Annotated in this window: 28 protein-coding genes; 15 read left to right on the top strand and 13 right to left on the bottom strand. The window is 71.3% G+C overall.

All coding sequences use genetic code 11. The features are described from left to right. From SRB5_RS20725 to SRB5_RS20715, 3 genes are all read left to right on the top strand, one after another. On the top strand, positions 1–552 hold a 552-nt coding region (locus SRB5_RS20725; RefSeq protein ID WP_153454159.1), incomplete at its 5' end, for an RDD family protein. 68 nt (positions 553–620) lie between these two features. Then, positions 621–1,325: an RDD family protein gene (locus SRB5_RS20720; protein ID WP_153454157.1), complete on the top strand. Its 705-nt coding sequence runs from the start codon at positions 621–623 to the stop codon at positions 1,323–1,325. Between the two features lie 77 nt (positions 1,326–1,402). Then, complete coding sequence (locus tag SRB5_RS20715; RefSeq protein ID WP_228390249.1) at positions 1,403–1,945, top strand: RDD family protein; 543 nt, start codon at positions 1,403–1,405, stop codon at positions 1,943–1,945. Between the two features lie 42 nt (positions 1,946–1,987). On the opposite strand, the gene SRB5_RS20710 is transcribed toward SRB5_RS20715, so the two are convergent. Then, on the bottom strand, positions 1,988–2,257 hold the full coding sequence (locus tag SRB5_RS20710) for a hypothetical protein (protein WP_153454155.1): 270 nt from the start codon (positions 2,255–2,257) through the stop codon (positions 1,988–1,990). A 351-nt stretch (positions 2,258–2,608) separates the two neighbouring features. Here SRB5_RS20710 and SRB5_RS20705 point away from each other — a divergent pair, with 351 nt between their 5' ends. Both SRB5_RS20705 and SRB5_RS20700 read left to right on the top strand, forming a co-directional pair. Then, positions 2,609–5,002, top strand: a complete 2,394-nt coding sequence (locus tag SRB5_RS20705; protein ID WP_153454153.1) for an immune inhibitor A domain-containing protein — start codon at positions 2,609–2,611, stop codon at positions 5,000–5,002. Positions 5,003–5,125: 123 nt separating this feature from the next. After that, positions 5,126–5,443 (top strand): hypothetical protein, encoded by a 318-nt coding sequence (locus tag SRB5_RS20700; RefSeq protein ID WP_153454151.1) that lies wholly within the window; start codon positions 5,126–5,128, stop codon positions 5,441–5,443. A gap of 18 nt (positions 5,444–5,461) precedes the next feature. On the opposite strand, the gene SRB5_RS20695 is transcribed toward SRB5_RS20700, so the two are convergent. Then, complete coding sequence (locus SRB5_RS20695) at positions 5,462–6,055, bottom strand: isochorismatase family protein (protein ID WP_153454149.1); 594 nt, start codon at positions 6,053–6,055, stop codon at positions 5,462–5,464. Positions 6,056–6,175: 120 nt separating this feature from the next. Next, positions 6,176–7,498, bottom strand: coding sequence for a nicotinate phosphoribosyltransferase (locus tag SRB5_RS20690; protein WP_407703949.1), 1,323 nt, complete (start codon positions 7,496–7,498; stop codon positions 6,176–6,178). 141 nt (positions 7,499–7,639) lie between these two features. Here SRB5_RS20690 and clpS point away from each other — a divergent pair, with 141 nt between their 5' ends. The 3 genes from clpS to SRB5_RS20675 all read left to right on the top strand — a co-directional run bounded on the left by clpS (position 7,640) and on the right by SRB5_RS20675 (position 10,216). Further along, a complete protein-coding gene (gene clpS, locus SRB5_RS20685) occupies positions 7,640–7,948 on the top strand; it encodes an ATP-dependent Clp protease adapter ClpS (protein ID WP_323378207.1) in 309 nt (102 codons plus the stop codon). Next, positions 7,948–8,559 carry a DUF2017 domain-containing protein gene (locus SRB5_RS20680; protein WP_153454147.1) on the top strand — a complete coding sequence of 204 codons (612 nt, stop codon included), beginning with the start codon at positions 7,948–7,950 and terminating at the stop codon, positions 8,557–8,559. The genes clpS and SRB5_RS20680 overlap by 1 nt, the downstream gene beginning before the upstream one ends. 241 nt (positions 8,560–8,800) lie before the next feature. After that, positions 8,801–10,216, top strand: coding sequence for an amino acid permease (locus SRB5_RS20675; RefSeq protein WP_228390248.1), 1,416 nt, complete (start codon positions 8,801–8,803; stop codon positions 10,214–10,216). A gap of 250 nt (positions 10,217–10,466) precedes the next feature. Here SRB5_RS20675 and SRB5_RS20670 read toward each other — a convergent pair whose 3' ends face one another. The 4 genes from SRB5_RS20670 to SRB5_RS20660 form a co-directional block, all read right to left on the bottom strand. Beyond that, complete coding sequence (locus SRB5_RS20670) at positions 10,467–11,417, bottom strand: PLP-dependent cysteine synthase family protein (RefSeq protein ID WP_153454145.1); 951 nt, start codon at positions 11,415–11,417, stop codon at positions 10,467–10,469. After that, positions 11,417–11,692, bottom strand: coding sequence for a MoaD/ThiS family protein (locus tag SRB5_RS20665; protein WP_153454143.1), 276 nt, complete (start codon positions 11,690–11,692; stop codon positions 11,417–11,419). The genes SRB5_RS20670 and SRB5_RS20665 overlap by 1 nt, the downstream gene beginning before the upstream one ends. A 91-nt stretch (positions 11,693–11,783) precedes the next feature. Beyond that, positions 11,784–11,900: a putative leader peptide gene (locus SRB5_RS37540; protein WP_323378205.1), complete on the bottom strand. Its 117-nt coding sequence runs from the start codon at positions 11,898–11,900 to the stop codon at positions 11,784–11,786. A 60-nt stretch (positions 11,901–11,960) separates the two neighbouring features. Next, a complete protein-coding gene (locus SRB5_RS20660; protein WP_153454141.1) occupies positions 11,961–12,419 on the bottom strand; it encodes a Mov34/MPN/PAD-1 family protein in 459 nt (152 codons plus the stop codon). A 181-nt stretch (positions 12,420–12,600) separates the two neighbouring features. Here SRB5_RS20660 and SRB5_RS20655 point away from each other — a divergent pair, with 181 nt between their 5' ends. Further along, on the top strand, positions 12,601–14,172 hold the full coding sequence (locus SRB5_RS20655) for an ABC transporter substrate-binding protein (RefSeq protein ID WP_153454139.1): 1,572 nt from the start codon (positions 12,601–12,603) through the stop codon (positions 14,170–14,172). A gap of 64 nt (positions 14,173–14,236) precedes the next feature. On the opposite strand, the gene SRB5_RS20650 is transcribed toward SRB5_RS20655, so the two are convergent. Further along, positions 14,237–14,692, bottom strand: coding sequence for a type II toxin-antitoxin system PemK/MazF family toxin (locus SRB5_RS20650; RefSeq protein ID WP_153454137.1), 456 nt, complete (start codon positions 14,690–14,692; stop codon positions 14,237–14,239). A gap of 205 nt (positions 14,693–14,897) precedes the next feature. Between SRB5_RS20650 and SRB5_RS20645 the strand changes: the two genes are divergently transcribed. The 4 genes from SRB5_RS20645 to rdgB all read left to right on the top strand — a co-directional run bounded on the left by SRB5_RS20645 (position 14,898) and on the right by rdgB (position 17,553). Continuing rightward, on the top strand, positions 14,898–15,650 hold the full coding sequence (locus SRB5_RS20645; protein WP_153454135.1) for an MBL fold metallo-hydrolase: 753 nt from the start codon (positions 14,898–14,900) through the stop codon (positions 15,648–15,650). A gap of 156 nt (positions 15,651–15,806) precedes the next feature. Then, positions 15,807–16,568 (top strand): ribonuclease PH, encoded by a 762-nt coding sequence (rph, locus tag SRB5_RS20640; RefSeq protein WP_153454133.1) that lies wholly within the window; start codon positions 15,807–15,809, stop codon positions 16,566–16,568. Beyond that, positions 16,565–16,948, top strand: a complete 384-nt coding sequence (locus SRB5_RS20635; RefSeq protein WP_323378204.1) for a hypothetical protein — start codon at positions 16,565–16,567, stop codon at positions 16,946–16,948. Before rph ends, SRB5_RS20635 begins: the two co-directional genes overlap by 4 nt. Continuing rightward, on the top strand, positions 16,945–17,553 hold the full coding sequence (gene rdgB, locus SRB5_RS20630; RefSeq protein ID WP_153454131.1) for an RdgB/HAM1 family non-canonical purine NTP pyrophosphatase: 609 nt from the start codon (positions 16,945–16,947) through the stop codon (positions 17,551–17,553). The genes SRB5_RS20635 and rdgB overlap by 4 nt, the downstream gene beginning before the upstream one ends. Before the next feature lie 51 nt (positions 17,554–17,604). Here rdgB and SRB5_RS20625 read toward each other — a convergent pair whose 3' ends face one another. The 4 genes from SRB5_RS20625 to SRB5_RS20610 form a co-directional block, all read right to left on the bottom strand. Beyond that, on the bottom strand, positions 17,605–18,462 hold the full coding sequence (locus SRB5_RS20625; RefSeq protein ID WP_153454129.1) for a fumarylacetoacetate hydrolase family protein: 858 nt from the start codon (positions 18,460–18,462) through the stop codon (positions 17,605–17,607). 102 nt (positions 18,463–18,564) lie between these two features. Continuing rightward, a complete protein-coding gene (locus SRB5_RS20620; protein ID WP_153454127.1) occupies positions 18,565–19,293 on the bottom strand; it encodes a YidC/Oxa1 family membrane protein insertase in 729 nt (242 codons plus the stop codon). Positions 19,294–19,599: 306 nt separating this feature from the next. After that, on the bottom strand, positions 19,600–19,923 hold the full coding sequence (locus tag SRB5_RS20615; RefSeq protein WP_153454125.1) for a DUF6412 domain-containing protein: 324 nt from the start codon (positions 19,921–19,923) through the stop codon (positions 19,600–19,602). 70 nt (positions 19,924–19,993) lie between these two features. Continuing rightward, on the bottom strand, positions 19,994–21,316 hold the full coding sequence (locus tag SRB5_RS20610; RefSeq protein ID WP_153454123.1) for a DUF445 domain-containing protein: 1,323 nt from the start codon (positions 21,314–21,316) through the stop codon (positions 19,994–19,996). Between the two features lie 239 nt (positions 21,317–21,555). Between SRB5_RS20610 and SRB5_RS20605 the strand changes: the two genes are divergently transcribed. Beyond that, positions 21,556–22,860, top strand: coding sequence for an SGNH/GDSL hydrolase family protein (locus SRB5_RS20605; RefSeq protein ID WP_323378203.1), 1,305 nt, complete (start codon positions 21,556–21,558; stop codon positions 22,858–22,860). On the opposite strand, the gene SRB5_RS20600 is transcribed toward SRB5_RS20605, so the two are convergent. Next, a complete protein-coding gene (locus tag SRB5_RS20600; RefSeq protein WP_153454121.1) occupies positions 22,861–23,505 on the bottom strand; it encodes a DUF1707 SHOCT-like domain-containing protein in 645 nt (214 codons plus the stop codon). A gap of 148 nt (positions 23,506–23,653) precedes the next feature. On the opposite strand from SRB5_RS20600, the gene SRB5_RS20595 reads away from it, so the two are divergent. After that, positions 23,654–24,127 (top strand): carboxymuconolactone decarboxylase family protein, encoded by a 474-nt coding sequence (locus SRB5_RS20595; RefSeq protein ID WP_153454119.1) that lies wholly within the window; start codon positions 23,654–23,656, stop codon positions 24,125–24,127. Positions 24,128–24,190 lie beyond the last annotated feature (63 nt).

Here is a 24,190-nt window from a genome sequence, read left to right as displayed (position 1 = left end):
CCGCCCCGCGAGGCCGAGCGCCCCGTCACCGAACGCCGGGCCGCCGAGCCGCGCCGCCGTCCGCGTCGCGCCGCGCCCCCCGCCGGGCTCGGCGCCCGGACCGCCGCCCGCCTCATCGACGCCGTGGTGACCGCCGCCGTGGCCCTCCCGCTCGCCCTGCCCCTGGCCGGCCGGGCGGCCGATCACGTCGACCGCAAGGTCGAGGCGGCCCGGCGGACGGGGGAGACCGTGCGCGTCTGGGTGCTGGACGGCACCACGGGCCCGTATCTCGCCCTCTTCCTCGGCGCCCTGCTGCTCTTCGGCGTCCTCTACGAGGCGCTGCCCACCGCCGCCGCCGGCCGCACCCTGGGCAAGAAGCTGTGCGGCGTCCGCGTCCTGGACGCCCGCCGCCAGGCCCCGCCGACGTTCGGCGCCGCCCTGAAGCGCTGGCTGACCCTGTACGTCTCCGCCGTCGCCCTGCTCGGCGCCGTCGGCCTCCTCCGGGCGCTCACCGACCGCCCGAACCACCGGACGTGGCACGACCGGGCGGCCGGTACGTACGTGGCGCGGTAGCTCCCGGGGGTCATCCGGATGGCCCTGCCCATCGTGCGGACGGCACGCGGACACGATCCCCTCGGGGTATGAGCGACCAGGATCCGTATGGCAGCAGGCCGCCGAACGAGGGCTCCCCGTACGACCGGCCCCCGGGCTCCGGCGGCCCGGAGCAGGGCCCGCCGTCCGGCGGCTCCCCGTACGACAACCCGCCTCCCCCCGGCGGGCAGTCCCCGTACGGCCCCCCGCCCGGCTACCCCGGCTCGGATCCCGGCTACCCCTCCGCGGGCCCCGGCCCCGGCTACGGCGCCCCCGACCCGAGACTGGCCGGCATGCCCCCGCTGGCGGGCCTCGGCAAACGCCTCCTCGCCCGGATCATCGACTACCTCATCATCTACATCCCGGTGTCCGTCCTGGCCACGATCTTCGGCGGCTTCCGCCACTTCGACGACGCCAACGACGTCGGCGGCGGCTGGGGCTGGGGCCTGATCGGCCTGGTCGCGTACGTCGTCTACGAGGGCATGATGCTGACCCGCTCCGGCCAGACCGTCGGCAAGAAGCTGATGAAGATCCGCGTCGCGATGCTGGAGAACGGCGCCGTCCCGGCCGGCAACCCGGGCTGGGTCCGCGCCGCCGTCTACTCGCTGCCGCAGGTGGTCCCCTGTCTGGGCACCCTGTTCTGGCTGTACAACGTGCTCTCCTGCACCTGGGACAAGCCGTACCGCCAGTGCGTGCACGACAAGGTCGCCAAGACCGTCGTGGTGGAGGCCGCGCCGGCCCGCCAGGCGTACTGAACGCGCGCGGCGCGACGCCGCGAAACCACCGGGCCCGGGACGGATCGCGTTCCGGGCCCGGTGGTTCAATGACGGGTATGAGCCTGGACCAGCCCCCCGCCGTACGCACCCAGCCCGAGCTCGCCGAGATGGCGCCCCTCGCGCCCGGCGGGCTGCGCTTCGCCGCCCGCGTGATCGACGCGCTGGTGCTGCTGGTCCTGTGGCTGGTCGCGACCGTCGCCACCGGCATGTTCGGCGACGTGATGCGCGCGCAGGAGCGGGGCGACGGGCTGATGGAGTCGGCCGAGGCCCTGGACCCGGCGAAGGCGGTGCTGGCCTTCGGGATCGTCTACCTCGGGTACTTCCTCTACGAGGGCGCGCTGCTCGCCCACAACGGCCAGACGCTGGGCAAGCGGGCCGTCGGCATCCGCGTCGCCATGCTCGCCGACGGCGATCTGCCCGGTCACCGCGGCTGGACCAGGGCCGCGGTGTACGCGTTTCCGGGACTGCTGGGGGGTTCGCCGTTCGGGCTGTTCGGCCAGCTGTTCTGGGTGGTCAACTCGCTCTGGTTTGTACGCGACCACCCGTACCACCAGTGCCTGCACGACAAGGCCGCGAAGACCGTCGTCGTACGGGCCTGATCCGGGCCCCGGTCCGGGAGAGGCCCGGCGGAAGCGGAACGCCTAGGCGGCGTCCCGCTGTCCGGCCACCGCGCGCTCCTGCGCCGGGACCGTCACGCGGGGGAGCGGGGCGGCCTCGGGGAGGGGGTCGGCGGTGGGGCGGCGGGTGCCCGGCGCCGTCACGGCGACGAGCAGACCGAGCGCCAGCGCCGTGAGGCAGATCGCGAAGACCGTGAACCGCGCCTGCGCCTGCGTCAGCAACAGCATGGCCGCCGCCGAGCAGATCACCGTGATCGTGCCGTACACGAGCTGTGCCACTGAGGGTCGCGGCATGGTGGGCTCCCTAGTAACGGGGCGGGCGCTCTCGGGGGTTGGATGCCCGCCCATCATGCCAGTAAGCCTGACCTGACCTGTGGGGTGGGGCACAAGGGGCGCACAGGCGCGTGACATCGGTATGTGCCCGCAGCAGGGCCCATCCGACCCCGCTGTCCCACCGGACTCCGGTCACCAAAGCGACAAACGCCCACCACGGAAGCGGAATCCAATATACCTGTGGCGTGCGCAAGTCAAGACTGTCATTTCACAAGTTACTCCGGTCAAATGCATTCACATGATTCGCGCCGACGCGTGTAGATCGGTCCGGACGGTCACAGGCGATCGGCCGAAGGGGAGGTAAAGCGCATTTTGATACGCCAACGGAGGAGCATCAGATCCGCCGCGCTGGCCACCGTCACCGCAGCCGCCATCACGGCCGCGGTACTGCCGGCGGCCCAGGCTTCGGCGGCCGAGGGTGCCGGCACGCCGCAGCGCCGTGACCCGGCGCAGGCGACCCAGCAGGTCGACCACAACTTCGAGACCAAGCTCAGCCGCCAGCAGACGGCCGAGCGCAAGGAAGCCATCCGGCGCCTCGCGGAGGGCGGTTCCGCCGCCAAGACCGAGAACCGCAACGGCTCCAAGGTCATGAAGCTGGGCGACAAGAAGTACGTCGAGCTCGGCCGGGAGAAGACCGACAAGATCTTCACGATCCTGGTGGACTTCGGCGACCAGGTCGACAACACCACGATGTACGACCCGGACGGCACCGGTCCCAAGCCGCCGCAGGTCAAGTTCGGCGGCGAGCCGGGTCCGGCGCACAACACGATCGCCGAGCCCGACCGGTCGGACGACAACTCGACCGAGTGGCAGGCGGACTACAACCAGGCGCACTACCAGGACATGTACTTCAGCCACGACGCCGGCAAGGAGTCGATGGCCAAGTACTACGAGAAGCAGTCCTCGGGCCGCTACTCGGTCGACGGCGAGGTCAGCGACTGGGTCCGCGTCGACTACAACGAGGCCCGGTACGGCGGCAACTGGTGCGGAAGCACCACCTGCGCCTCCGTCTGGGACCTGGTGCGCGACGCCGTCACCAAGTGGGTCGAGCAGCGGAAGGCCGCCGGCGCGACCGACGAGCAGATCCGGACCGAGCTGGCGCAGTTCGACCAGTGGGACCGGTACGACTACGACGGCGACGGCAACTTCAACGAGCAGGACGGCTACATCGACCACTTCCAGATGGTCCACGCCGGTGAGGACGAGTCCGCCGGGGGCGGCGTCCAGGGCGAGGACGCCATCTGGGCCCACCGCTGGTACACGTACCCCACCGACCAGGGCCGTACCGGCCCGGCGGACAACAAGCTCGGTGGTACGCAGATCGGCAACACGGGCATCTGGGTCGGTGACTACACCGTGCAGCCGGAGAACGGCGGTCTCGGCGTCTTCGCGCACGAGTACGGCCACGACCTCGGTCTGCCGGACAACTACGACACCGCCGGCGGCGAGAACTCCACCGCCTTCTGGGACCTGATGTCCTCGGGTTCCTGGATGGGCCGGGGCGAGAACGCCATCGGTGACCTGCCGAGCGACATGACCGCCTGGGACAAGCTGTTCCTGGGCTGGCTGGACTACGACCTGGCCTCGGCCGCGACGAAGTCCAAGCACAAGCTGGGTGTCACGGAGTACAACACCAAGAACCCGCAGGCCCTCATCGTCGAGCTCCCGAAGAAGGAGAAGACCACCTCGGTCACCACTCCTGCCGAGGGTGCGAAGCAGTGGTGGAGCGGCATGGGCGACAACCTGTCGAACACGCTGACCCGCACGGTGGACCTGACGGGCAAGTCGTCGGCCTCGCTGAGCCTCAAGGGCTGGTTCCAGATCGAGGAAGACTACGACTACCTCTACACCGAGGTGTCCACCGACGGCGGTGCCACCTTCACCTCGATCGACGGCACCGTCGACGGCGCGCAGATTCCGCGCGACGGCGGCGACGCCCCGGCGCTGACCGGTATGTCGGACGGGTACCAGGACCTGGTCTACCCGCTCGACGCCTACGCCGGCCAGAACATCCAGCTGCGGTTCCGCTACCAGTCCGACGGTGGCGTGGCGGAGAAGGGCTTCGCGGCCGACTCCATCGCGATCACGGCGGACGGCGCGGAGATCTTCGCGGACAACGCCGAGGGTGACGCGGCGGGCTGGACGGCCAAGGGCTTCCAGCAGATGGGCGAGTCCTTCACCGACGAGTACGACCAGTACTACATCGTCGAGAACCGTCAGTACGTCTCGTACGACACGACTCTCGCGACCGGTCCGTACAACTTCGGCTGGCTGAGCACCCGCCCGAACTGGGTCGAGCACTTCGGCTACCAGAACGGCATGCTGGTCTGGCTGTGGGACACCTCGCAGGCGGACAACAACACCAGCGTCCACCCCGGCGAGGGCCTGATCCTCCCGGTCGACGCCAACGCCACCCCGCTGAAGTGGGCGAACGGGACCGTGATGCGTAACCGCATCCAGGCCTACGACTCCACCTTCAGCACCCGCCCGGTGGAGGGCTTCACCCTGCACCTGCAGGGTGAAGCGGCCGAGACCGGCGCCAAGCCGGCCCAGGCGACCTTCGACGACCACAAGGGCGTCTACTGGTACGCGGAGAACGGGATCGGCAGCGTCAAGGTTCCTGACACCAACACCAAGATCACGATCGTCGACGAGCCGCTCAGCGGCGAGACGCTGACCGTGCAGGTGGCTCCGAGCGGTCGTTAACGATTGTTAACGCAGGTCAGAGCTGAACCGGCCGTCGCCCTCTAGCGGGCGGCGGCCGGTTTCGTTTAGATGGGGGCACGCGGTCTTGTTGACAGCGTGTCTCTCACGGGGGTGAACGGACGTATGGCAGGTGGAGGATTCTCCCGCCTTCCGGACGGCAGCGTGGTGGTCGCGATCCGGCTGCCGGCCGGCGCCGGACCCGGGGTAGTGGTGCCCCAGGTCCGGGTGCTGGTGCATGCCGCGACCCGGCCGCGGGCGCTGACGCGCCTGCGGAACCTCGGGCTGCGGTCGGTGTATCTGCGCGGCAACGCCGAGCCGCCGACCCCGGACGAGATCACGGCGGTGCTGCATCACCCGGAGGGGGTGCTGTGGCGGGCCAAGCTGGACGACGACACGGAGTCCTGGCACCCGATCCGCTCCCTGCCGCGCGCGAGCGCCTGAGGGGGCGCGCGGGGGCGCTCAGCCGGTCACGACCACCGGCTTGCCCGTGAGCTCCACGTCCGCCTCCCGCAGCTCCTCCAGCGCCCGCTCGGTGGTCTGCGGGGCCACCGCGGCCGTCAGGTCGAGGAGCACCCGCGTGGTGAAGCCCGCCGCGGCGGCGTCCAGCGCGGTGGCCCGGACGCAGTGGTCGGTGGCGATACCGACGACGTCCACCTCCGTGACGTCCCGCTCACGCAGCCAGTCCGCCAGCCCCGTACCGTTCTCGTCGGCGCCCTCGAAGCCGCTGTACGCGGCGGCGTAGGCGCCCTTGTCGAACACGGCGTCCACGGCGCCGGAGGCGACGACCGGGGCGAAGTTCGGGTGGAAGCCCACGCCCTCGGTGCCGGCCACGCAGTGCCGCGGCCAGGAGTGCTCGTAGTCCGGCCGCTCGGCGAAGTGCGCGCCGGGGTCGATGTGGTGGTCGCGGGTGGCGACGACATGGCGGTACCCGGCGGTCGACTGGCCGACCAGGTCCGTGATGGCGGCGGCCACGTCCGCCCCGCCGCGTACCGCGAGGCTGCCGCCCTCGCAGAAGTCGTTCTGCACGTCCACGACGATCAGTGCGCGATGCATGGTGATGGATTCTCCCCGTCCGCAGGCGTCTGGAATGGATGGATCTCGGGGCGTACGGAGGATGTCTCCCCGGGCCCGCTCCCGCTCATACGCCCCGGGTGGATCTTCCCCGGGCCCGTGTCATACGTACTGCGTAGCCAGTACGGCCTCGCCGCGCGACAGCTGGGTGGCCGAAAGGGGGAGGCCCGCGCGGGCCTCCACGTGCCGGGCGCGCGCCACGTCCAGCGGCTCCCGCCCGACGACCTTCCCGCCGCGCACCAGCTCCACCAGCAGCTGCCGGTCCACCAGGTCCGGCGGGACCGGCCCGGAGCCGATGACCTCCGTCTGGGCGAAGCCGTCCTCGTCCAGCCGGCGCGCCGCCCACTTGCGCCCGCCGACCGACGCCTTGCCGCCGGTGGACTTCTTGGCCACCGGCTCCAGCTCGGCGGCCGGATCGGCGGACCGGGCCCGGGCGACCAGCTTGTAGACCATGGAGCAGGTGGGGTGACCGCTGCCGGTGACCAGCTGGGTGCCCACGCCGTACGCGTCCACGGGGGCCGCCGCGAGCGAGGCGATGGCGTACTCGTCGAGGTCGCTGGTGACCACGATCCGGGTCTCCTTCGCGCCCAGCTCGTCCAGCTGCTGGCGCACCCGGTGGGCCATCAGCAGCAGATCCCCGGAGTCCAGCCGCACCGCGCCCAGCTCCGGCCCCGCGACCTCGACCGCCGTCCGCACGGCCTCCTTCACGTCGTACGTGTCGACCAGCAGCGTCGTCCCGCTGCCCATCGACTCCACCTGCGCCGTGAAGGCGTCCCGCTCGCTGTCGTGCAGCAGCGTGAACGCGTGCGCCGCCGTGCCGGTGGTGGGGATGCCGTAGCGGAAGCCCGCCGCCAGGTCGGACGTCTTCGAGAAGCCGCCGACGTACGCCGCGCGGGCCGCCGCCACCGCGGACAGCTCGTGGGTGCGGCGGGCGCCCATCTCGATCAGCGGCCGCCCGCCCGCGGCCACCGACATCCGGGACGCGGCGGCGGCGATCGCGGAGTCGTGGTTCATGATCGACAGGATCACGGTCTCCAGCAGCACGCACTCGGCGAACGTGCCCTCCACCCGCAGGACCGGCGACCCCGGGAAGTACACCTCGCCCTCGGGATAGCCCCAGACATCGCCGGTGAAGCGGTACGACGCGAGCCACTCGAGCGTCGGCTCGTCGACCACCGCCCCGTGCCGCAGGAACTCGATGACCCGCTCGTCGAAGCGGAAGCTCTCCAGCGCGTCCAGCACCCGTCCGGTGCCGGCCACCACGCCGTACCGGCGGCCCTCGGGCAGCCGGCGCGTGAAGCACTCGAACACGCAGCGGCGGTCCGCGGTGCCGGCGCGCAGCGCGGCCTGGACCATCGTGAGCTCGTACTGGTCGGTGAAGAGCGCCGTCGAAGGGACGGTGACAGGCAGCCTCAGATCCGTCATGCACAGCATCATAGCGCATTCTCGTCAGACTGACGATTTCAGCGCGGCGGGGCCGGAACGCCCGGCCGAATGGCTGTGACCCGCCCCACAGTGGCAGCATGGGGGGTGACGGCCGCAGGCAACGCGAATGAGGGGCAACAGGTGAGTGTCGCGCCCACCGAGATCGAGCGCTCGGAGACCCTCGAGGCCGAGAGCCCGGCCGCCGTCCCGGAACCGGACGTGCCCTGGGTGACGATCGTGCACAACGACCCGGTCAATCTCATGAGCTACGTGACCTACGTCTTCCAGGCCTACTTCGGCTATCCCAAGGACAAGGCGCGCAAGTTGATGATGGACGTACACACCAAGGGGCGGGCGATCGTCTCCAGCGGGACCCGCGAGGAGATGGAGCGCGACGTCCAGGCCATGCACGGATACGGCCTGTGGGCCACGCTCTCCCAGGACCGCTGATGACATCCCACTTCGAAGCCGTTCCCGGCGGCGGTGCCGCCGTCGCCCTCGACGAGGTCGAGATCTCGATCCTGCGCTCGCTCGCGGTGCAGCTGCTGGAGCTGATCGGCCCCGGCGACGAGCCGGCCGGCCAGGCCCCCCTGGACCCGCTGGACGCGCTCTTCGCGGAGGGCCCCAGCGAGCCCCCCTCCGACCCGGCCCTGGCCCGCCTCTTCCCGGACGCCTACGGCGACCCCGGGAAGCCGCCGGCGGACGAGGCGGCGCGGGCGGAGCAGGAGGCCGCGGCGGCGGAGTTCCGCCGGTTCACGGAGAACGATCTGCGGGCGGGCAAGCGGGAGAGCGCGCTGGCGATCGTACGGACGCTGGACTCGATGTCCGTGCAGGGCGAGGGCGGGGGCGTGCTCAAGCTCGGCCCGCAGGAGTCGCAACAGTGGCTGGGCGGACTGAACGACCTGCGGCTGGCCATCGGGGCACGGCTGGAGATCCGGGACGACAGCGACACGGACGTGCTGTATCACCTGCCGGATTCCGACGATCGCAAGCCGATGGTGATGGCGTATCTGTGGCTCGGGGGACTGCAGGAGTCGCTCATCGAGACGTTGCTGGGGTAGTCGGCGACCGGCGGTTTTCCCCCTTACGCCAACCTCAGCGGAACCTCATGTTCGGATAACGAACACACAACAGGAGTTCCGCCATGCCGCACTGCGGGCGATCAGTCCCTTTTGTCGTGTGAAGCGCCTCACGAAGGACCACCGTTTTGCGTGGTAGACCTTTCGCTCGTTCGCATCCATCCGGGGGGATGGCGGACCGGTCCGGCGCTCCCGGGCCGGTCGCGGAAAGGCGCAGATACACATGAGCTCAATGCAGGCCCGGGAGGGCGTCACCGCCACCGAGGAAGGCTACGAGCGCGGTCTGGGAAGCCGTCAGGTGCAGATGATCGCCATAGGCGGTGCCATCGGCGTCGGACTCTTCCTGGGTGCCGGCGCGAACATCGAGAAGGCCGGCCCCTCCCTCATCCTGATGTACGCCCTCGCCGGCGTGATCATCTTCTTCATCATGCGGGCGCTGGGCGAACTGCTCCTGTACCGCCCCGTCTCCGGCTCCTTCGCCGAGTACGCGAGGGAGTTCCTCGGCCCGTTCTTCGGCTTCGTCACCGGCTGGACGTACTGGCTGATGTGGGCGGTGACCGGCATGACCGAGCTCACCGCGGCCGCGATCTACATGCACTACTGGTTCCCCGACGTGCCGCAGTGGGCCAGCGCGCTCACCTTCCTGGTGGTGCTCTTCGGCGTGAACCTGATCTCCGTGAAGATCTTCGGCGAGCTGGAGTTCTGGTTCTCGATGGTCAAGGTCACGGCAATCATCGGCATGATCGTCATCGGCGTCGGCGTACTGACCCTCGGCTTCTCCCAGGCAGGCGACACGGCCACGGTCAGCCATCTGTGGAGCCACGACGGGATCTTCCCCAAGGGCGTCGGATCCAGCCTGATGACACTGCAGGGCGTGATGTTCGCCTACCTGGCGGTCGAACTGGTCGGCGTGACCGCCGGCGAGTCCGAGAACCCGGAGAAGACGCTGCCGCGGGCCATCAACACGCTGCCCTGGCGAATCGTCGTCTTCTACGTCGGCGCGCTGATCGTCATCCTGTCGGTCGTCCAGTGGACCGAGTTCGAGGCAGGCGTCTCCCCGTTCGTAGCCGCCTTCGGCAAGATCGGCATCCCCCTCGCAGCCGGCATCGTCAACTTCGTGGTCCTGACCGCCGCCCTGTCCTCCTGCAACTCCGGCATGTACTCCACGGGCCGCATGCTCCGGGACCTCGCGTCCAACGGCGAGGCCCCGAAGTCGCTGGGCCGGCTGAGCACGCGTAAGACGCCGGCCATCGGGATCGCGCTGTCCGTCGCGGTGATGGGGATCGGCGTGGTCCTCAACTACCTGGTGCCGGAGAAGGCCTTCGGGTACGTGATGTCGGTGGCCACCGCGGCCGGTATCTGGACCTGGATGATGATCCTCGTCAGCCATATCCGCTACCGGAAGGCCGTGGTCGCCGGGCGGCTGCCGGCGTCGTCTTTCCCGGCTCCGGGCGGGTCGGTGTGCAGCTGGATCGCGCTGCTGTTCCTGCTGTTCGTCACCGTGATGATCGCGCTGGACGCGGACGCGCGGGTGTCCCTGTACGTGGGGGCGGGCTGGGCGGTGCTGCTGGGCGTCGGCTGGTCGTTCGTCAAGGCCAAGGCCCCCAAGGAGGCGCTGGAGCCGTCGTACGCGGACTGACCGTCCGCCTGCGCTGAGAGGCCCGGTCCTCCGCCGCCCCTCGGGGCTGGAGGGCCGGGCCTTCCTGTGCACCGTGCGGTGGCCACCCGCACCCAACCGCCACCCGCCGACGCAACGAGGGGACGGTCCGCAGCAGCGGCGGGAGCGTGGCCCGGCACCGAGACCAGGTCTCCACCTCTAGCGGAGCCGCTGCTGCGGACCGTCCCCGGCCCCCACCGCAAGGGCGGGCGCCCGCCCGGTGTCCGGGGCGTTACGCCCAGAGCTGGCCGTGCAGGGCCGCCACCGCGTCCTCCGTGGAGGCCGCCGTGTAGATGCCCGTGGAGAGGTACTTCCAGCCGCCGTCCGCGACGACGAACGCGATGTCCGCCGGGGTGCCCGCGCGGACCGACTTGCGGCCCACGCCGATCGCCGCGTGCAGGGCCGCGCCGGTGGAGACGCCGGCGAAGATGCCCTCCTGCTGGAGCAGCTCGCGGGTGCGGGTCACCGCGTCCTCGGAGCCCACCGAGAACCGGGTGGTCAGCACCGAGGCGTCGTACAGCTCGGGGACGAAGCCCTCGTCGAGGTTGCGCAGGCCGTAGACCAGGTCGTCGTAGCGCGGCTCGGCGGCCACGATCTGGATGTCCGGGCGGTGCTCACGCAGATAGCGGCCCGCGCCCATCAGGGTGCCCGTGGTGCCCAGGCCCGCGACGAAGTGGGTGATCGAGGGGAGGTCCGCCAGGATCTCCGGCCCGGTGGTGGCGTAGTGGGCGCCCGCGTTGTCCGGGTTGCCGTACTGGTAGAGCATCACCCAGTCGGGGTGCTCGGCCGCCAGCTCCTTGGCGACCCGCACGGCGGTGTTGGACCCACCGGCGGCCGGGGAAGAGATGATCTCCGCGCCCCACATGGCCAGCAGCTGCCGCCGCTCCTCGGAGGTGTTCTCCGGCATCACGCAGACGATGCGGTAGCCCTTGAGCCGAGCCGCCATCGCCAGGGAGATGCCGGTGTTGCCCGAGGTGGGCTCCAGGATCGTGCACCCAGGGGTGAGCCGCCCGTCCTTCTCCGCCTGCTCGATCATGAACAGCGCGGGCCGGTCCTTGACCGACCCCGTGGGGTTACGGTCCTCGAGCTTCGCCCAGATCCGCACGTCCGGGGACGGCGAGAGCCGCGGTAGCCGCACCAGCGGGGTGTTGCCGACCGCGGCCAGGGGGGTGTCGTAACGCATCAGGCCCCACCGGCGACCGCGGGAAGGATCGTCACGCTGTCGCCGTCGGCCAGCTTGGTGGAGATGCCCTCCAGGAAGCGGACGTCCTCGTCGTTCAGATAGACGTTGACGAAGCGGCGCAGCTCCTCGCCGTCCATCAGCCGCTCACGGATGCCCGTGTGCCGGGACTCCAGGTCGGCGATCAGCTCGGCGAGGGTCTGGCCCTCACCGGAGACGGCTTTCTCGCCGTCGGTGTAACTGCGCAGGATGGTCGGGATGCGGACCTCGATGGCCATGGCACGGCTCCAGACGGGGGTGGGGGCTCGCGTACGGCGCGTACGGAAGCGGATGAAACGGGAAGCGGGAACGGGCGGACGGGGACGACGGTCAGCGGCGCGCCGGACACATGGCGCTGGCCAGCCGGCACAGGTCGACGTGGAGACGCGCCACGAGCAGCGAGCCCGGCGTCTCCTTCGTCCCGTCCTTCACACAGCCGTCAACCATGCATTCATCGTATCGATTCCCGGCGCCGGCCTTCGATCGCCGTCCCAGCATGTGGACGGGTCAGACGGGCACATCGGCGTCGGCCTCGTACGAAGCCACGATCCGCACGTCTTCCTCGGTCACCTCGCCGTCCACGATGCGGAACGAGCGGAAGGAGACGGGGCCCTCGTCGTTGCCGCACTCGGCCGTGGAGACCAGAACGTAGTGCGCGCCGGGCTCGCCCGCGTAGCTGATGTCGGTGCGCGAGGGGTAGGCCTCGGTCGCCGTGTGCGAGTGGTAGATCACCACCGGTTCCTCGTCGCGGTCGTCGAGGTCGCGGTAGAGCTTCAGCAGGTCCTGGGAGTCGAACTCGTAGAACGTGGGGGAGCGGGCCGCGTTCAGCATGGGGATGAAACGCTGCGGCCGGCCGTCCTTTGGGGCGGGCGTCGGGCCGGCCAGGACGCCGCAGGCCTCGTCGGGGTGGTCGGCGCGGGCGTGGGCCACGATCTGCTCGTAGAGCTCCTGGGTGAGGGTCAGCATGTGGGCAAGGATAAACAGCGAGTGACCGTGTCCCCGTCGTGTCCCATCCGTTGAGAAATTTTGCTCCAAGCCCTCACTATGGCGCCACGCTGTGTGATTGGCTTTCGGTCCACCACCTTCGGTGACAGATCGCCCGTGTCCAGACAAGCGACACGCTGGCGTGCGTGGAAGGCATGAACCCGTGCGGTATTCGCGACAACTCCTCCGTCTCGCGGCGCTGCCCGTCGCCATATCCCTGCTGGCAGGCTGTTCGGGCGGCCTGTTCGGTGAAGGAGACGAGGCAGGCCCGATCGTCGTCGGCACCACGGACAGCGTGACCTCGCTGGATCCGTCCGCGGCCTACGACGCCGGCTCGTGGGCGATCATCAGCACGCTCCACCAGGGCCTGATGACCTTCGAGCCGTCCGGTTCCACGCCCGTTCCGGACGCGGCGAAGGAGTGCAGTTTCACCGACGACAAGACGCTGAAGACCTTCCGCTGTGAGCTGCGTGACGGCCTCAAGTTCTCCAACGGGGACAAGCTCACGGCCGAGGACGTGAAGTTCTCGTTCGAGCGGGTGCGGTCGTACTACGAGAAGAACAAGCAGGGCGGTCCCTGGCCGGTCCTCGGCACCCTGGACACGGTGGAGGCCGAGGGGGACGCCGTCGTCGTCTTCCATCTGGCCACGCCCGACGCCACCTGGCCGTACAAGCTGGCCAGCGCCGCCGGCGTGATCGTGGACAAGGACGCGTACCCCGACGGCAAGGCCCTGGAGGGCGACGACGTCGTCGGTTCCGGACCGTACGTGCTGAAGAGCTACGACGCGGGCAAGTCGGCCGTCCTGGAGCGCAACGCGAACTACAAGGGCGCCTTTGAGGTCCAGAACGACGCGGTGACGATCAAGTACTACGAGTCCCCGGACAAGCTGCTCGCGGCGTGGAAGGACGGGGGCCTCGACGCGGTCAGCCGTGACCTGCCCGCCAAGGCCTACCGGGACATCGAGGACAACCCCGAGTCGGACGTCCGCGTCGCGGCGCTCAAGGGCTCCTCGGTGCGGCACATGGTCTTCAACGTCAAGGACGGCTCGCGCGTGAAGTCGCCGGCGATCCGGAAGGCCATCGCGGCCCTCGTCGACCGCCAGGCGATCGCCCGTAATGTGCACTTCCGCACCGTCGACCCGCTGTACTCCCTGATCCCGGCCGGTGTCGCCGGTCACACGACGGCGTTCTACGACCGGCTGCCGCGCACCGATCCCGCCGAGGCCCAGAAGATCCTTGCCGAGGCCGGGATCGCGACGCCGGTGACCTTCACGCTGGCGTACCGCAAGGACGCGGGCTTCGAGGAGGAGACGAAGGTCCTGGTCAAGCAGCTGGAGCAGAACGACCTGTTCAAGGTCGAGCTGGACCCGCGGGGCGACGACTTCTTCGACATGGTCAACGCCGGCAAGACGGACGCCTTCACCGTGGGCTGGCTGCCGGACTTCCCGGACCCGGGGACGTACGTGAGCCCGGTCGTGGGCAAGGGCAACACGTTCAACAACGGGTACTCCAGCCCCAAGGTCAACGAACTGATCAAGCGCACCGAGAAGGTCTCCGCCCGGACGCGGACCCTGTCGGACAACACGGCGATCGACGACGAGGTGGCCAAGGACCTGCCGCTGCTGCCGCTGTATCAGAGCAAGGACTACACGCTCACCACGGACCACATCCTGGGCGGCGAGAAGCTGCTGGACTCCACGGGTGCCTGGCGCGTGTGGGAGCTGTCCCGCGAGTAACCCCGCGCCGCCGGGCGCGGGGCTCCTGCGGGGGCCCGCGCCCGGCGCTCGCGTGTCCGGCCGCTCACTCCTCCGCGAGGTACCGGACCTGGTCCCAGATCGCCGGGTCGGCCGAGCCGGCGCGGCGGCGGAAGGCCCAGAGGTCGACCTCGCGCAGTTCGCCGGTGTCCAGGAAGCTCGCGCGGCCCCTGGCGTCGCCCACCGAGCCGGGCGGCAGGGGGATCACGCCGGGGCGTTCGGGGTGGAAGCGGCTGGTGATCCGGGCGACCAGGGCCGTGTCGCCGTCCACCCGGAGGACCAGGCAGGGGCGGTCCTTGGCCCCCGGGCGGTCCTCGTACGGCACCCGGGCCCACCAGATCTCCCCCTCCCGCACGGCGGGCCTCGGCCCGCCCCGGGGCGCGGCGCGTACCCGCTCCGCCCGGCGGCGCCCGGCACCCAGGCGCCCCCAGGTGTCGACCAGCCCGGCGACCACCACCAGCGCCACGACGGCCGCTGCCGCCCACCACCACGAGGTGTCCATTGACGGCATCGTAAGGTCCGCCCGCCCCGCCCGCAGTCCGGCGCCCGCGCCCGGAGGGCGCGCCCGCATCCTGGTGATTCCGCGCACACATGGGGTGACCGCAGGTCCCGGCGGGGCCTTCGCGCCGTACGCTCGACAGGCCGTACGCCGTCCGTCGCCCTGAATCCGACGGGCACCTCTTGACCGCCGGAGGTTCCTGCCGCACATGAAGCTCACCGTTATCGGCTGCTCCGGCTCGTTCCCGTCCGCGGAATCGCCGTGCTCCAGCTATCTGGTCCAGGCGGACGGCTTCTCGCTGCTCCTCGACATGGGCAACGGCGCGCTCGGCGAGCTGCAGCGCCACTGCGGGCTGTACGACCTGGACGCCGTGGTCCTCAGCCATCTGCACGCCGACCACTGCATCGACATGTGCGCGTACTTCGTCGCCCGCTACTACCGGCTCGACGGCGGCCGCCCCGCCCATCTGCCGGTCTACGGTCCGGCCGGCACCGAGCAGCGCCTCACCGAGGCCCACGCCTCCACTCCGTCCAAGCGCTCGATGTCCGAGGTCTTCGACTTCCGCACCCTGGAGCCGGGCACCCTGCGCATCGGCCCCTTCACCGTGCACACCGACCGGGTGAGCCACCCGGTGGAGGCGTTCGCGTTCCGCATCGAGCACGGCGGGCGCAGCCTCGTCTACTCCGGGGACACCGGCCCCTGCCCGGCGCTCACCGGGCTCAGCAAGGACGCCGACCTGCTTCTGTGCGAGGCCGCGTTCACCCACGGCAAGGAGGACATCCCGGACCTCCACCTCAATGGCCTGGAGGCCGGGCAGCTCGCCGACACCGCCCAGGTCCGCAGCCTCGTCCTCACGCACATCCCGCCGTGGACGGACCCGGAGACCAATCTGCGCGACGCCCGCTCCGTCTACGACGGCCCGGTGGCGCTGGCGCAGCCGGGCGCGGTGTACGAGATCTGAGGCCGTCCGGGCCGCCGGCACCGACGCGGACCCGTCGCCCGGGACATCGGGACCCGCTCCAGGACGACTCGTACTCAGCTCGTACGAACTGGGTCTTCCCTCCCAACTCGGGCGGAAGGGCGCTGTGCTGCCGGTACGCCCGATAGGGTCGGAGTCATGTCTGGAACCTATGGCCCCACGGGCGACGCGCCCCGGATCGACGGGCGCACGCCCCGGCAGCTGCGGCCGGTGACCCTGCAGCGAGGCTGGAGCAAGCACGCGGAGGGCTCCGTCCTCGTCTCCTTCGGCGACACCAAGGTGCTGTGCACCGCGAGCCTCACCGAGGGCGTCCCGCGCTGGCGCAAGGGCAGCGGCGAGGGCTGGGTCACCGCCGAGTACTCGATGCTGCCCCGGGCCACGAACACCCGCGGCGACCGGGAGTCCGTCCGCGGCCGGATCGGCGGCCGCACCCACGAGATCTCCCGGCTGATCGGCCGTTCCCTGCGCGCCGTCGTCGACTTCAAGGCGCTCGGGGAGAACACCGTCGTCCTGGACTGCGACGTCCTCCAGGCCGACGGCGGCACCCGTACCGCGGCCATCACCGGCGCCTACGTGGCGCTGGCCGACGCGGTCGCCTGGGCCCAGTCCCACAAGCTCGTACGGGCCAAGGCCCAGCCGCTCACCGGCACCGTCTCCGCCGTCAGCGTCGGCATCGTCGGCGGGACCGGACTGCTCGACCTGTGCTACGAGGAGGACGTCCGCGCCGAGACCGACATGAACGTGGTCTGCACCGGCGACGGCCGTTTCGTCGAGGTGCAGGGCACCGCCGAGGGCGAGCCGTTCGCCCGCTCGGAACTCGACGCGCTGCTCGACCTCGCGGTCGGGGGCTGCGCCGAACTGGACCTGCTGCAGCGTGAAGCCCTGGGAGGCCTTCAGTGACCCGTACGCTCCGCACGTCGCTCGCCCTGACCGCGGCCGGTGCCGCCCTGACCGCGGCGCTCACCGGCTGCAGCGCCGTCGACAAGGCGCTGGACTGCGCCCAGCTCGCCGCCGACATAGCCGACGACGTCAACGACCTGCAGAACGCCGCCTCCAACGCCGGTGACAGCCCCCAGTCCTTCGTCGACGCGCTGGACGCGATAGACACCGACCTGAAGGACTGGAAGGACCAGAGCGACAACGCCGATCTGACCGAGGCCGTCGACGACCTGCAGAAGGCCATCGACAACGCCCAGAAGTCCGCCGACTCCGGCGACGTCCCCGACATCTCCCCGATCGCCGACGCAGCCGGCGAGGTCTCGAAGGTGTGTACGACATGACGACCGCGAAGCTGGTGCTCGCCACCCGCAACGCGCACAAGCTGGGCGAGCTCCGGGCCATCCTCACCGAGGCCGGCCTCGACGTGGAGCTGGTCGGCGCCGACGCCTTCCCCGAGGTGCCGGACGTCCCCGAGACCGGCGTCACCTTCGCCGAGAACGCCCTGCTCAAGGCGCACGCCCTGGCCAGGGCCACCGGACTGCCGGCCCTCGCCGACGACTCGGGGCTGTGCGTGGACGTCCTCGGCGGCGCGCCGGGGATCTTCTCCGCACGCTGGGCCGGCCGGCACGGCGACGACCGGGCCAACCTCCAGCTCCTGCTGGGGCAGCTGTCGGACATCGACGGGGAGCACCGGGGCGCGCACTTCGCGTGCGCCGCGGCGGCCGCGCTGCCGGACGGCTCCGAGCGGGTCGTCGAGGGACGGCTGGAGGGCACGCTGCGGTACGAGCCGGCGGGCGCCGGCGGCTTCGGGTACGACCCGATCCTGCAGCCCCTGGGCGAGACCCGGACCTGCGCGGAGCTGACGGCGGCGGAGAAGAACGCCATCAGCCACCGGGGGAAGGCGTTCCGCGCCCTCGTCCCGCAGCTGCGGGAACTGCTGGGCTGACCTGCTTCTTCGGCAGACGCGGAGGGCTCCCCCGGGAGCCCTCCGCCGTTTTTACGCCTGCTCCAGGGTCTGCCGCTGCCGGCCCAGGCCCTCGACCTCCAGCTCCACCACGTCGCCCGCCCGCAGATACGGCTTGGGCTCCGGGCGGCCCATGGCCACGCCCGCCGGGGTGCCGGTGTTGATGACGTCGCCGGGGTAGAGGGTCATGAACTGGCTGACGTACCGGACGACCTCCGCCACCGGGAAGATCTGGTCCGCCGTGGAGCCGTTCTGCTGCAGCTCGCCGTTGACCCACAGCTTCAGGGCGAGGGCCTGCGGGTCCGGGATCTCGTCGGCCGTGACCAGCCAGGGGCCGAGCGGGTTGAACGTCTCGCAGTTCTTGCCCTTGTCCCACTGCCCGCCGCGCTCGGTCTGGAACTCCCGCTCCGAGACGTCGTGCGAGGTGGCGTAGCCCGCCACGGCGGCCAGGGCCTCCTCGTGCGAGGAGAGGTAGCGGGCGGTGCGGCCGATGACGATCGCCAGCTCCACCTCCCAGTCCATCTTGCGGCTGTTACGGGGCACCAGCACGGTGTCGTCCGGGCCCACCACCGTGTCGGGCGCCTTCATGAAGATCACGGGCTCCGCGGGCGCCTTCGCGCCGGTCTCGGCGGCGTGGTCGGTGTAGTTCAGCCCAATGCAGACGATCTTGCCGATCCGGCCCAGCGGCGCGCCGGTCCGCAGCCCGTCGGCGGCCAGCTCCGGCAGCGAGCCGACGGCGGCCGCCTCCCGGACGCGGGCGAGTGCCGCGTCGTCCGCGAGCAGCCGTCCGTCGATGTCGTCGACCAGCTCCGACAGATCCCGCAGCACCCCGGCCCCGTCCAGCAGGGCCGGACGCTCGGCCCCGGCCGGGCCCACACGCAGCAGCTTCATGTTCCTCACTCCCATCGGTTTCGCGGCCGATCCTCCAGCGGCATGATCCACACCGCAAGACCCTGTTCGGATACCAGACCCGTTCGTTCCGCCGCCGCCGTGCTATCCGGCGGCGACGATCGTGCGGTGCAGGAACGTCCGCTCCGCCGCCGACCAGGCCGTCGACGTGGCCAGGTACAGGGCGGCGGCGAGGGGGACCACGGCGGCCGAGAGGATCGTGCCGAACGACAGCAGCGGCATCCACTTCGACATCCCGGCCATCCCCGGCGGCAGCTCGGGGGCGTTCTTGTTCGCCGCGCGCTTCTCGGCGGCGACGGCCGCCAGCATCCTGCCGTGCCGGTACGACCAGGCGGCGGCCACCGCCACCGCCGCGAACAGTCCCAGGTACACGAGACCGTGGGCGCCGAACAGGCCGCCGTCGGACAAGGCGTCGGACCAGTTGTCGCCGAGCGGGGCGCCGAGGAGGGTGTGGCCGAGGAGGTCGTGGTCGTGGCCGGAGAAGAGCCGGTACATGATCATGAAGACGGGGATCTGCAGCAGCATCGGGCCGCAGCCGGCCAGGGGGGAGGCGCCGGCCTCCTTGTAGAGCTCGACGGTGGCCTTCTGCAGCTTCTGCGGGTTCTTCTTGTGCTTGCGCTGGAGCTCCGCGAGCTGCGGCGCCAGTTTCTCGCGGGCCTTCTGACCGCGGGCGGTCGCCCGGGCCAGGGGATGCAGGGCGAGCCGCACGCAGAGGGTGAACGCGATGACGGCGGCGGCCGTGGCGGAGGCGCCGAACGCGGGGGACAGGGTGTCCGCCAGGGCGGACAGGGCTGAGCTGAGGGCGTCGAACATGACGGGAGGGACCTTCCGGGTCGTCGTACCGAAGAGGGATCGGTGTGACGAGCCGCGCGCCCTGCGCCGGGCGTTGAAACGCCTCGGCCGGGGATCCGGGAGCTATACCCCGGCGCCCCACGCCGGACGGTTACCCGCCCCGGCTGGGGGTCTGGGGGTTATCCCCCAGATAAATGCAGCACCCCGGCGCCCCACGCCGGACGGTTACCCGCCCCGGCTGGGGGTCTGGGGGTTATCCCCCAGATAAATGCAGCACCCCGGCGCCCCACGCCGGACGGTCACCCGCCTCGGCTGGGGGTTCGGGGGTTACCCCCCGAAATGATGCAGCGCGGCCGTCGGAAGGCCCGCGCCTGGTGCCCTGGGCCGCGACCGTCCCGCCGCGTCCGGGTCGCGTTGCGGGAGGAACGCCGTGCGGATCGCGCGGTCGCGGATGGCCGTGCGGATCAGGCCCGGCGGCAGCGGGCGGGCGATGACGCCCGTGACGGCCGCCGTCAGCAGCAGCAGGGCCGCCGACGCCGCCGCCCCGGCCACACCGGCCGTCAGGCCGACGTCGTCGTGCAGGGACACGCCCACGAGATACAGCAGCGCGCCGAGGAGCAGCCGCACGGCGACACCCGTACGTTCACGCATGGCCGGCCCCCTCTCCTCGTAACGGCTTCCACGGATCGTAACCCGCCCCGGGGCGGCCCGTCCAAGGCCGTCAGCCGCCCGCGATCGCCCGGTACACGGTGAAGATCGCCAGGCCCGCGAGCGAGCCCACGACCGTGCCGTTGATCCGGATGAACTGCAGGTCCCGCCCGATGTGCGCCTCGATCTTGCGCGAGGTGTGCTCCGCGTCCCAGCCGGCCACGGTGTCCGTGATCAGCGACGTGATCTCCTTCTGGTACGTCGTCACGACATGCGTCGCGGCGTCCTCCACCCAGCCCTCCAGCTTCGCCCGCAGCCGCGGGTCGGACTCCATCCGCCGGCCGAACGACAGGATCGCCGCGCGCGCCCGCAGCCGCAGCTCGCTCTGCTCGTCCTCCGCCGCCCCGACGATCATCCGCCGCAGCGAACCCCACGCGGAGGCGATGAAGTCCTGCACCTCGTCGCGCGCCAGCACCTCCGCCTTCAGCCGCTCCACCCGGGTGCGGGTCGCCGTGTCGGACTGCAGGTCGTTCGCGAAGTCCCGCAGGAAGCGGTCGATGGCGCCGCGCGCCGGATGCTCGGGCCAGTCACGCATCTCGGTGACGAACCGCAGCAGTTCCTTGTAGACCCGCTCGCCCACCTTCCGGTCGACGAACTTGGGCGTCCAGCCCGGGGCGCCGCCGGTCACCGCGCCCATCACCGAGTCGGCGTTCGCCACCAGCCAGATCTCGGCCCGCTCGCACACCAGGTCCACCACCCGCCGGTGCCCCCCGTCGGCGACGATCTGCTCGAGCAGCTTCCCCGCCCCGGGGCCGATCTCCAGGGTCGCGGCCCGGCGGTTGATGGCCTCGCCGACGATCGCCTGGACGTCGGAGTCCCGCAGCACGGTCAGCCCGCCGCGCAGCGCGGTGGAGACCTCGGTGGTCAGCCGGTCGGCGTTGGCGGGCTCGGAGAGCCAGGCGCCCAGCCGGCGGCCCAGCTTGACCGTCGACAGCCGGGAGCGCACCACGCTCTCGGAGAGGAAGTTCTCCCCCACGAAGTCGCCCAGGGACTGCCCCAGCTGGTCCTTCTTCGTCGGGATGATCGCCGTGTGCGGGATCGGCAGCCCCATCGGATGCCGGAACAGCGCGGTCACCGCGAACCAGTCGGCCAGCGCGCCCACCATGCCGGCCTCCGCGGCGGCGGCCACATAGCCGGCCCAGGCCCCGGCGTCCGCGTGCTCGGCCCATTTGGCCAGCGCGAACACCGTCGCCGCGAGCAGCAGCAGACAGGTGGCGAAGAGCTTCATCCGGCGGACGCCCCGGCGCTTCTCCTCGTCGGACTCCGTGTACGCGAAGCCGCTCGCGGGGAGAAATCCCGTGACGTCCGGCGATTCGGCCGCTTCCGTCTGTTCCATTCCCTATCACCCGTTCGAGCAAGAGCCGATACGGCCATGGTGCCCGAGGCCGGACCCGTTCCACGTATCTCTTCCACCAAGGGAACGAACAGCGGGTTCCCGGCGTCCTACTCCTCCGGATGCAGTAACGCGCACCGACGGTTTGCGCGACTCGTACCCCCTGCGGGACAGTGCCGTTCCACCGATGAGATGACCGGCCGCCCACGGCGGCATGCCCACGTCCCCGGGAGAATGCGTACGTGACGAGAAGAGCGGGCTACGCGGTGCTCGCGGCCCTCGTGGCCGTGGCGGTCCCGGCTGCCGCCGGCGTCTACGCCCTGACCGGCGACGACGGGTCCGGCGACCGGGCGGCGTTCACCCCGCGCGAGCCCGCCGCGCCCGCCGGGACGGGCGGCTGGACGGGCACCTGGGCCACCGCCCCCACCGCCGCCGAGCCCGGCACGGAGCGGGGGCTCGCGAACCTCTCCGTCCGCAACGTCGTGCACACGACGGTCGGGGGGACGCGCATACGCATACAGCTGTCCAACGCCTTCGGCACCGCCCCCCTCACCCTCGACGGCGCCTCCGTCGCCCTGGCCGTGGCCGGCGGCAGCGCGGGCGCGGCGCCCGGCAGCATGCGGCGCCTCACGTTCGCGCAGCGCTCCGCCGTCACGGTGCCCGTGGGCCGGTCGGTGATCAGCGACGCGGTCCGGCTGACCGTCCCCGCCGACCGGGACCTGCTGGTCACCACGTACGCCCGCACCCCGTCCGGCCCCGTCACGTACCACCCGCACTCCCGCCAGATCAGCTACGCGGCCGAGGGCGACCACACCACCGACGTCCGCGGCGGCGCCTTCACCCAGCAGCTCCCGTTCTGGCGCTACCTCACCGGCGTCGACGTCTGGTCCACCCAGGCCCGCGGCGCGGTCGCCGTCATAGGCGACTCCCTCACCGACGGCCTGACCTCGACGATCGGCGCCAACCACCGCTGGACGGACTTCCTCGCCCAGCGCCTGCGCACCGAGCCCGGCGCCCCGCGCTACGGCGTCCTCAACCTCGGGATCAGCGGCAACCGGCTGCTGCACGACGCTTCTTCCCGGGAGGGCGCCGGCGAGAGCGCCCTCACCCGGCTCGACCGCGACGTGCTCTCCCGTACGAACATCAAGGCCGTCATCGTCGAAGTCGGCGTCAACGACCTGCTGAAGTCCCCGCAGCAGACCGACCCGGACGCGATCGTCGCCGGACTGCGGCAGATCACCGCCGACGCCCGGGCGCGCGGGCTGCGGGTCACCGGGGCGACCCTGATGCCGTTCGCCGGCCACCCGCGCGGGACGAAGGCCCTGGAGAAGACCCGTACGGAGGTCAACCGGCAGATCCGGGCCGGCGGGGTGTTCGACGCCGTCCTCGACTTCGACGCCGCCGTACGGGACCCCGGGCACCCGTCGCGGCTCCTCCCGGCGTACGACTCCGGGGACCATCTGCATCTGACGGACGCCGGCTTCCTGGCCATGGCGAAGGCCGTGGACCCGGCCCAGCTGCGCGGGACGACGCAGGCGGCGCTCTAGTCAGTCCTCCGCGATCTCGCGGTGGCGCCGGCGGCGGCTGATCCCCACCCCGCCCCAGAACGCGAAGCCCGTGACGACCACGCGGGGCGCGCCCGGGGCGCCGCGGGTGCCCGTGTGCGACTGGTCGAAGCCGCCCATGATCCCCAGGCCCCGCACCTCGACCTCGATCTCCGGCGGTACGACGATGTTGACGCCGCCCATCACCGCGACGACCCGGATCTCGGTGTCCGCCGACTCGAAGTCGGCGTCCCGCAGATCGATCTCACCGCCCCCGCACACGGTCACGGCGGTGAACAGCCGCGGCACCGTCCAGCGCCCGCGCCGCTGGAACCCGCCCAGCACCCCGATCCCGGCGGTCGACGTCGGCCGCCCGCCGATCCGCCCCGGCCAGGCGCTCCCGGCCGGGGTCTGCCGCTTGCGCAGGGACAGCGCGCCGGACTCGGGGCCCGGCAGATCGGCGGTCAGCGGCTCCAACTCGCCGTAGGTCTTCGCCTGGTACGCGGACTCCAGCCGCTCCTCGAACTCGTCCATCGACAGCCGCCCCTCGGCCAGGGCCTCCCGCAGCACGTTCGCCACCCGGTCCCGGTCGGCGTCGGACGCCCGGAGCTCCGGCAGGGGACGGGACGGCCGCTCGTCGCTTGTCATGCCCCGACTCTAGGCGAAAGCCCTTGAGTTCAGCGGTACGTAGGTGGACGGGGACGTGGAGACGCAGGTCACACGGGCTTCTGTCACATCCCCGGGTGCGGCGTGCGTCTCATGGGCGAAGTCACCGTACTTGGCAGAGGAGATCGTTATGAGTGCCCGTCTGGACGCCTTCGCCAGCCCCGTCATGGGCAAGGTCATGAAGCACATCGTCGCCGCGAACCAGGCGCTCGCCGGCTCGACGCTGCCCGTCGCGACGCAGGAGCTGGTGAAGCTCCGTGCCAGCCAGATCAACGGCTGCGGCTTCTGCACCGACATGCACTACAAGGACGCCGTCGCCGCCGGCGAGACCGGCGTCCGGCTCAACCTGGTCGCCGCCTGGCGCGAGGCCACGGTCTTCACCGAGGCCGAGCGGGCCGCGCTGGAGCTGGCGGAGGAGGCCACCCGGATCGCGGACGCCGCCGGCGGGGTCTCGGACGAGGTGTGGGCGAACGCCGCCAAGCACTACGACGAGGAGGAGCTCGCCGCGCTGGTCTGCGTGATCACGCTCATCAACGCCTTCAACCGGGCGAACGTGATGCTCCAGCGCCCCGCGGGCGACTACACGCCGGGTCAGTTCCACTGACCTGCGCAGATCCGGTGCCCCGGGCCCGGCGCCCTTCCCGCGCCGGCCCCGGGGCACCGCCGT

It is taken from the genome of Streptomyces smaragdinus, assembly GCF_009604385.1.
GTDB lineage: Bacteria > Actinomycetota > Actinomycetes > Streptomycetales > Streptomycetaceae > Streptomyces > Streptomyces smaragdinus.
Note: the sequence above shows the minus strand (reverse complement) of the source record. Positions and strands in the feature narration are given on the sequence as shown.

Coding starts and splice junctions, on each gene's coding strand:
- rdgB (WP_153454131.1), top strand. CDS start 16,945: ATGACGACCGCGAAGCTGGTGCTCGCCACCCGCAACGCGCACAAGCTG.
- SRB5_RS20600 (WP_153454121.1), bottom strand. CDS start 23,505: ATGACAAGCGACGAGCGGCCGTCCCGTCCCCTGCCGGAGCTCCGGGCG.
- rph (WP_153454133.1), top strand. CDS start 15,807: ATGTCTGGAACCTATGGCCCCACGGGCGACGCGCCCCGGATCGACGGG.
- SRB5_RS20690 (WP_407703949.1), bottom strand. CDS start 7,498: ATGACGGATCTGAGGCTGCCTGTCACCGTCCCTTCGACGGCGCTCTTC.
- SRB5_RS20670 (WP_153454145.1), bottom strand. CDS start 11,417: ATGCGTTACGACACCCCCCTGGCCGCGGTCGGCAACACCCCGCTGGTG.
- SRB5_RS20610 (WP_153454123.1), bottom strand. CDS start 21,316: ATGGAACAGACGGAAGCGGCCGAATCGCCGGACGTCACGGGATTTCTC.
- SRB5_RS20660 (WP_153454141.1), bottom strand. CDS start 12,419: ATGCTGACCCTCACCCAGGAGCTCTACGAGCAGATCGTGGCCCACGCC.
- SRB5_RS20715 (WP_228390249.1), top strand. CDS start 1,403: ATGAGCCTGGACCAGCCCCCCGCCGTACGCACCCAGCCCGAGCTCGCC.
- SRB5_RS20615 (WP_153454125.1), bottom strand. CDS start 19,923: ATGCGTGAACGTACGGGTGTCGCCGTGCGGCTGCTCCTCGGCGCGCTG.
- SRB5_RS20665 (WP_153454143.1), bottom strand. CDS start 11,692: ATGGCCATCGAGGTCCGCATCCCGACCATCCTGCGCAGTTACACCGAC.
- SRB5_RS20620 (WP_153454127.1), bottom strand. CDS start 19,293: ATGTTCGACGCCCTCAGCTCAGCCCTGTCCGCCCTGGCGGACACCCTG.
- SRB5_RS20700 (WP_153454151.1), top strand. CDS start 5,126: ATGGCAGGTGGAGGATTCTCCCGCCTTCCGGACGGCAGCGTGGTGGTC.
- SRB5_RS20625 (WP_153454129.1), bottom strand. CDS start 18,462: ATGAAGCTGCTGCGTGTGGGCCCGGCCGGGGCCGAGCGTCCGGCCCTG.
- SRB5_RS37540 (WP_323378205.1), bottom strand. CDS start 11,900: ATGGTTGACGGCTGTGTGAAGGACGGGACGAAGGAGACGCCGGGCTCG.
- SRB5_RS20710 (WP_153454155.1), bottom strand. CDS start 2,257: ATGCCGCGACCCTCAGTGGCACAGCTCGTGTACGGCACGATCACGGTG.
- SRB5_RS20675 (WP_228390248.1), top strand. CDS start 8,801: ATGAGCTCAATGCAGGCCCGGGAGGGCGTCACCGCCACCGAGGAAGGC.
- SRB5_RS20695 (WP_153454149.1), bottom strand. CDS start 6,055: ATGCATCGCGCACTGATCGTCGTGGACGTGCAGAACGACTTCTGCGAG.
- SRB5_RS20650 (WP_153454137.1), bottom strand. CDS start 14,692: ATGGACACCTCGTGGTGGTGGGCGGCAGCGGCCGTCGTGGCGCTGGTG.
- SRB5_RS20595 (WP_153454119.1), top strand. CDS start 23,654: ATGAGTGCCCGTCTGGACGCCTTCGCCAGCCCCGTCATGGGCAAGGTC.
- SRB5_RS20645 (WP_153454135.1), top strand. CDS start 14,898: ATGAAGCTCACCGTTATCGGCTGCTCCGGCTCGTTCCCGTCCGCGGAA.
- SRB5_RS20680 (WP_153454147.1), top strand. CDS start 7,948: ATGACATCCCACTTCGAAGCCGTTCCCGGCGGCGGTGCCGCCGTCGCC.
- SRB5_RS20720 (WP_153454157.1), top strand. CDS start 621: ATGAGCGACCAGGATCCGTATGGCAGCAGGCCGCCGAACGAGGGCTCC.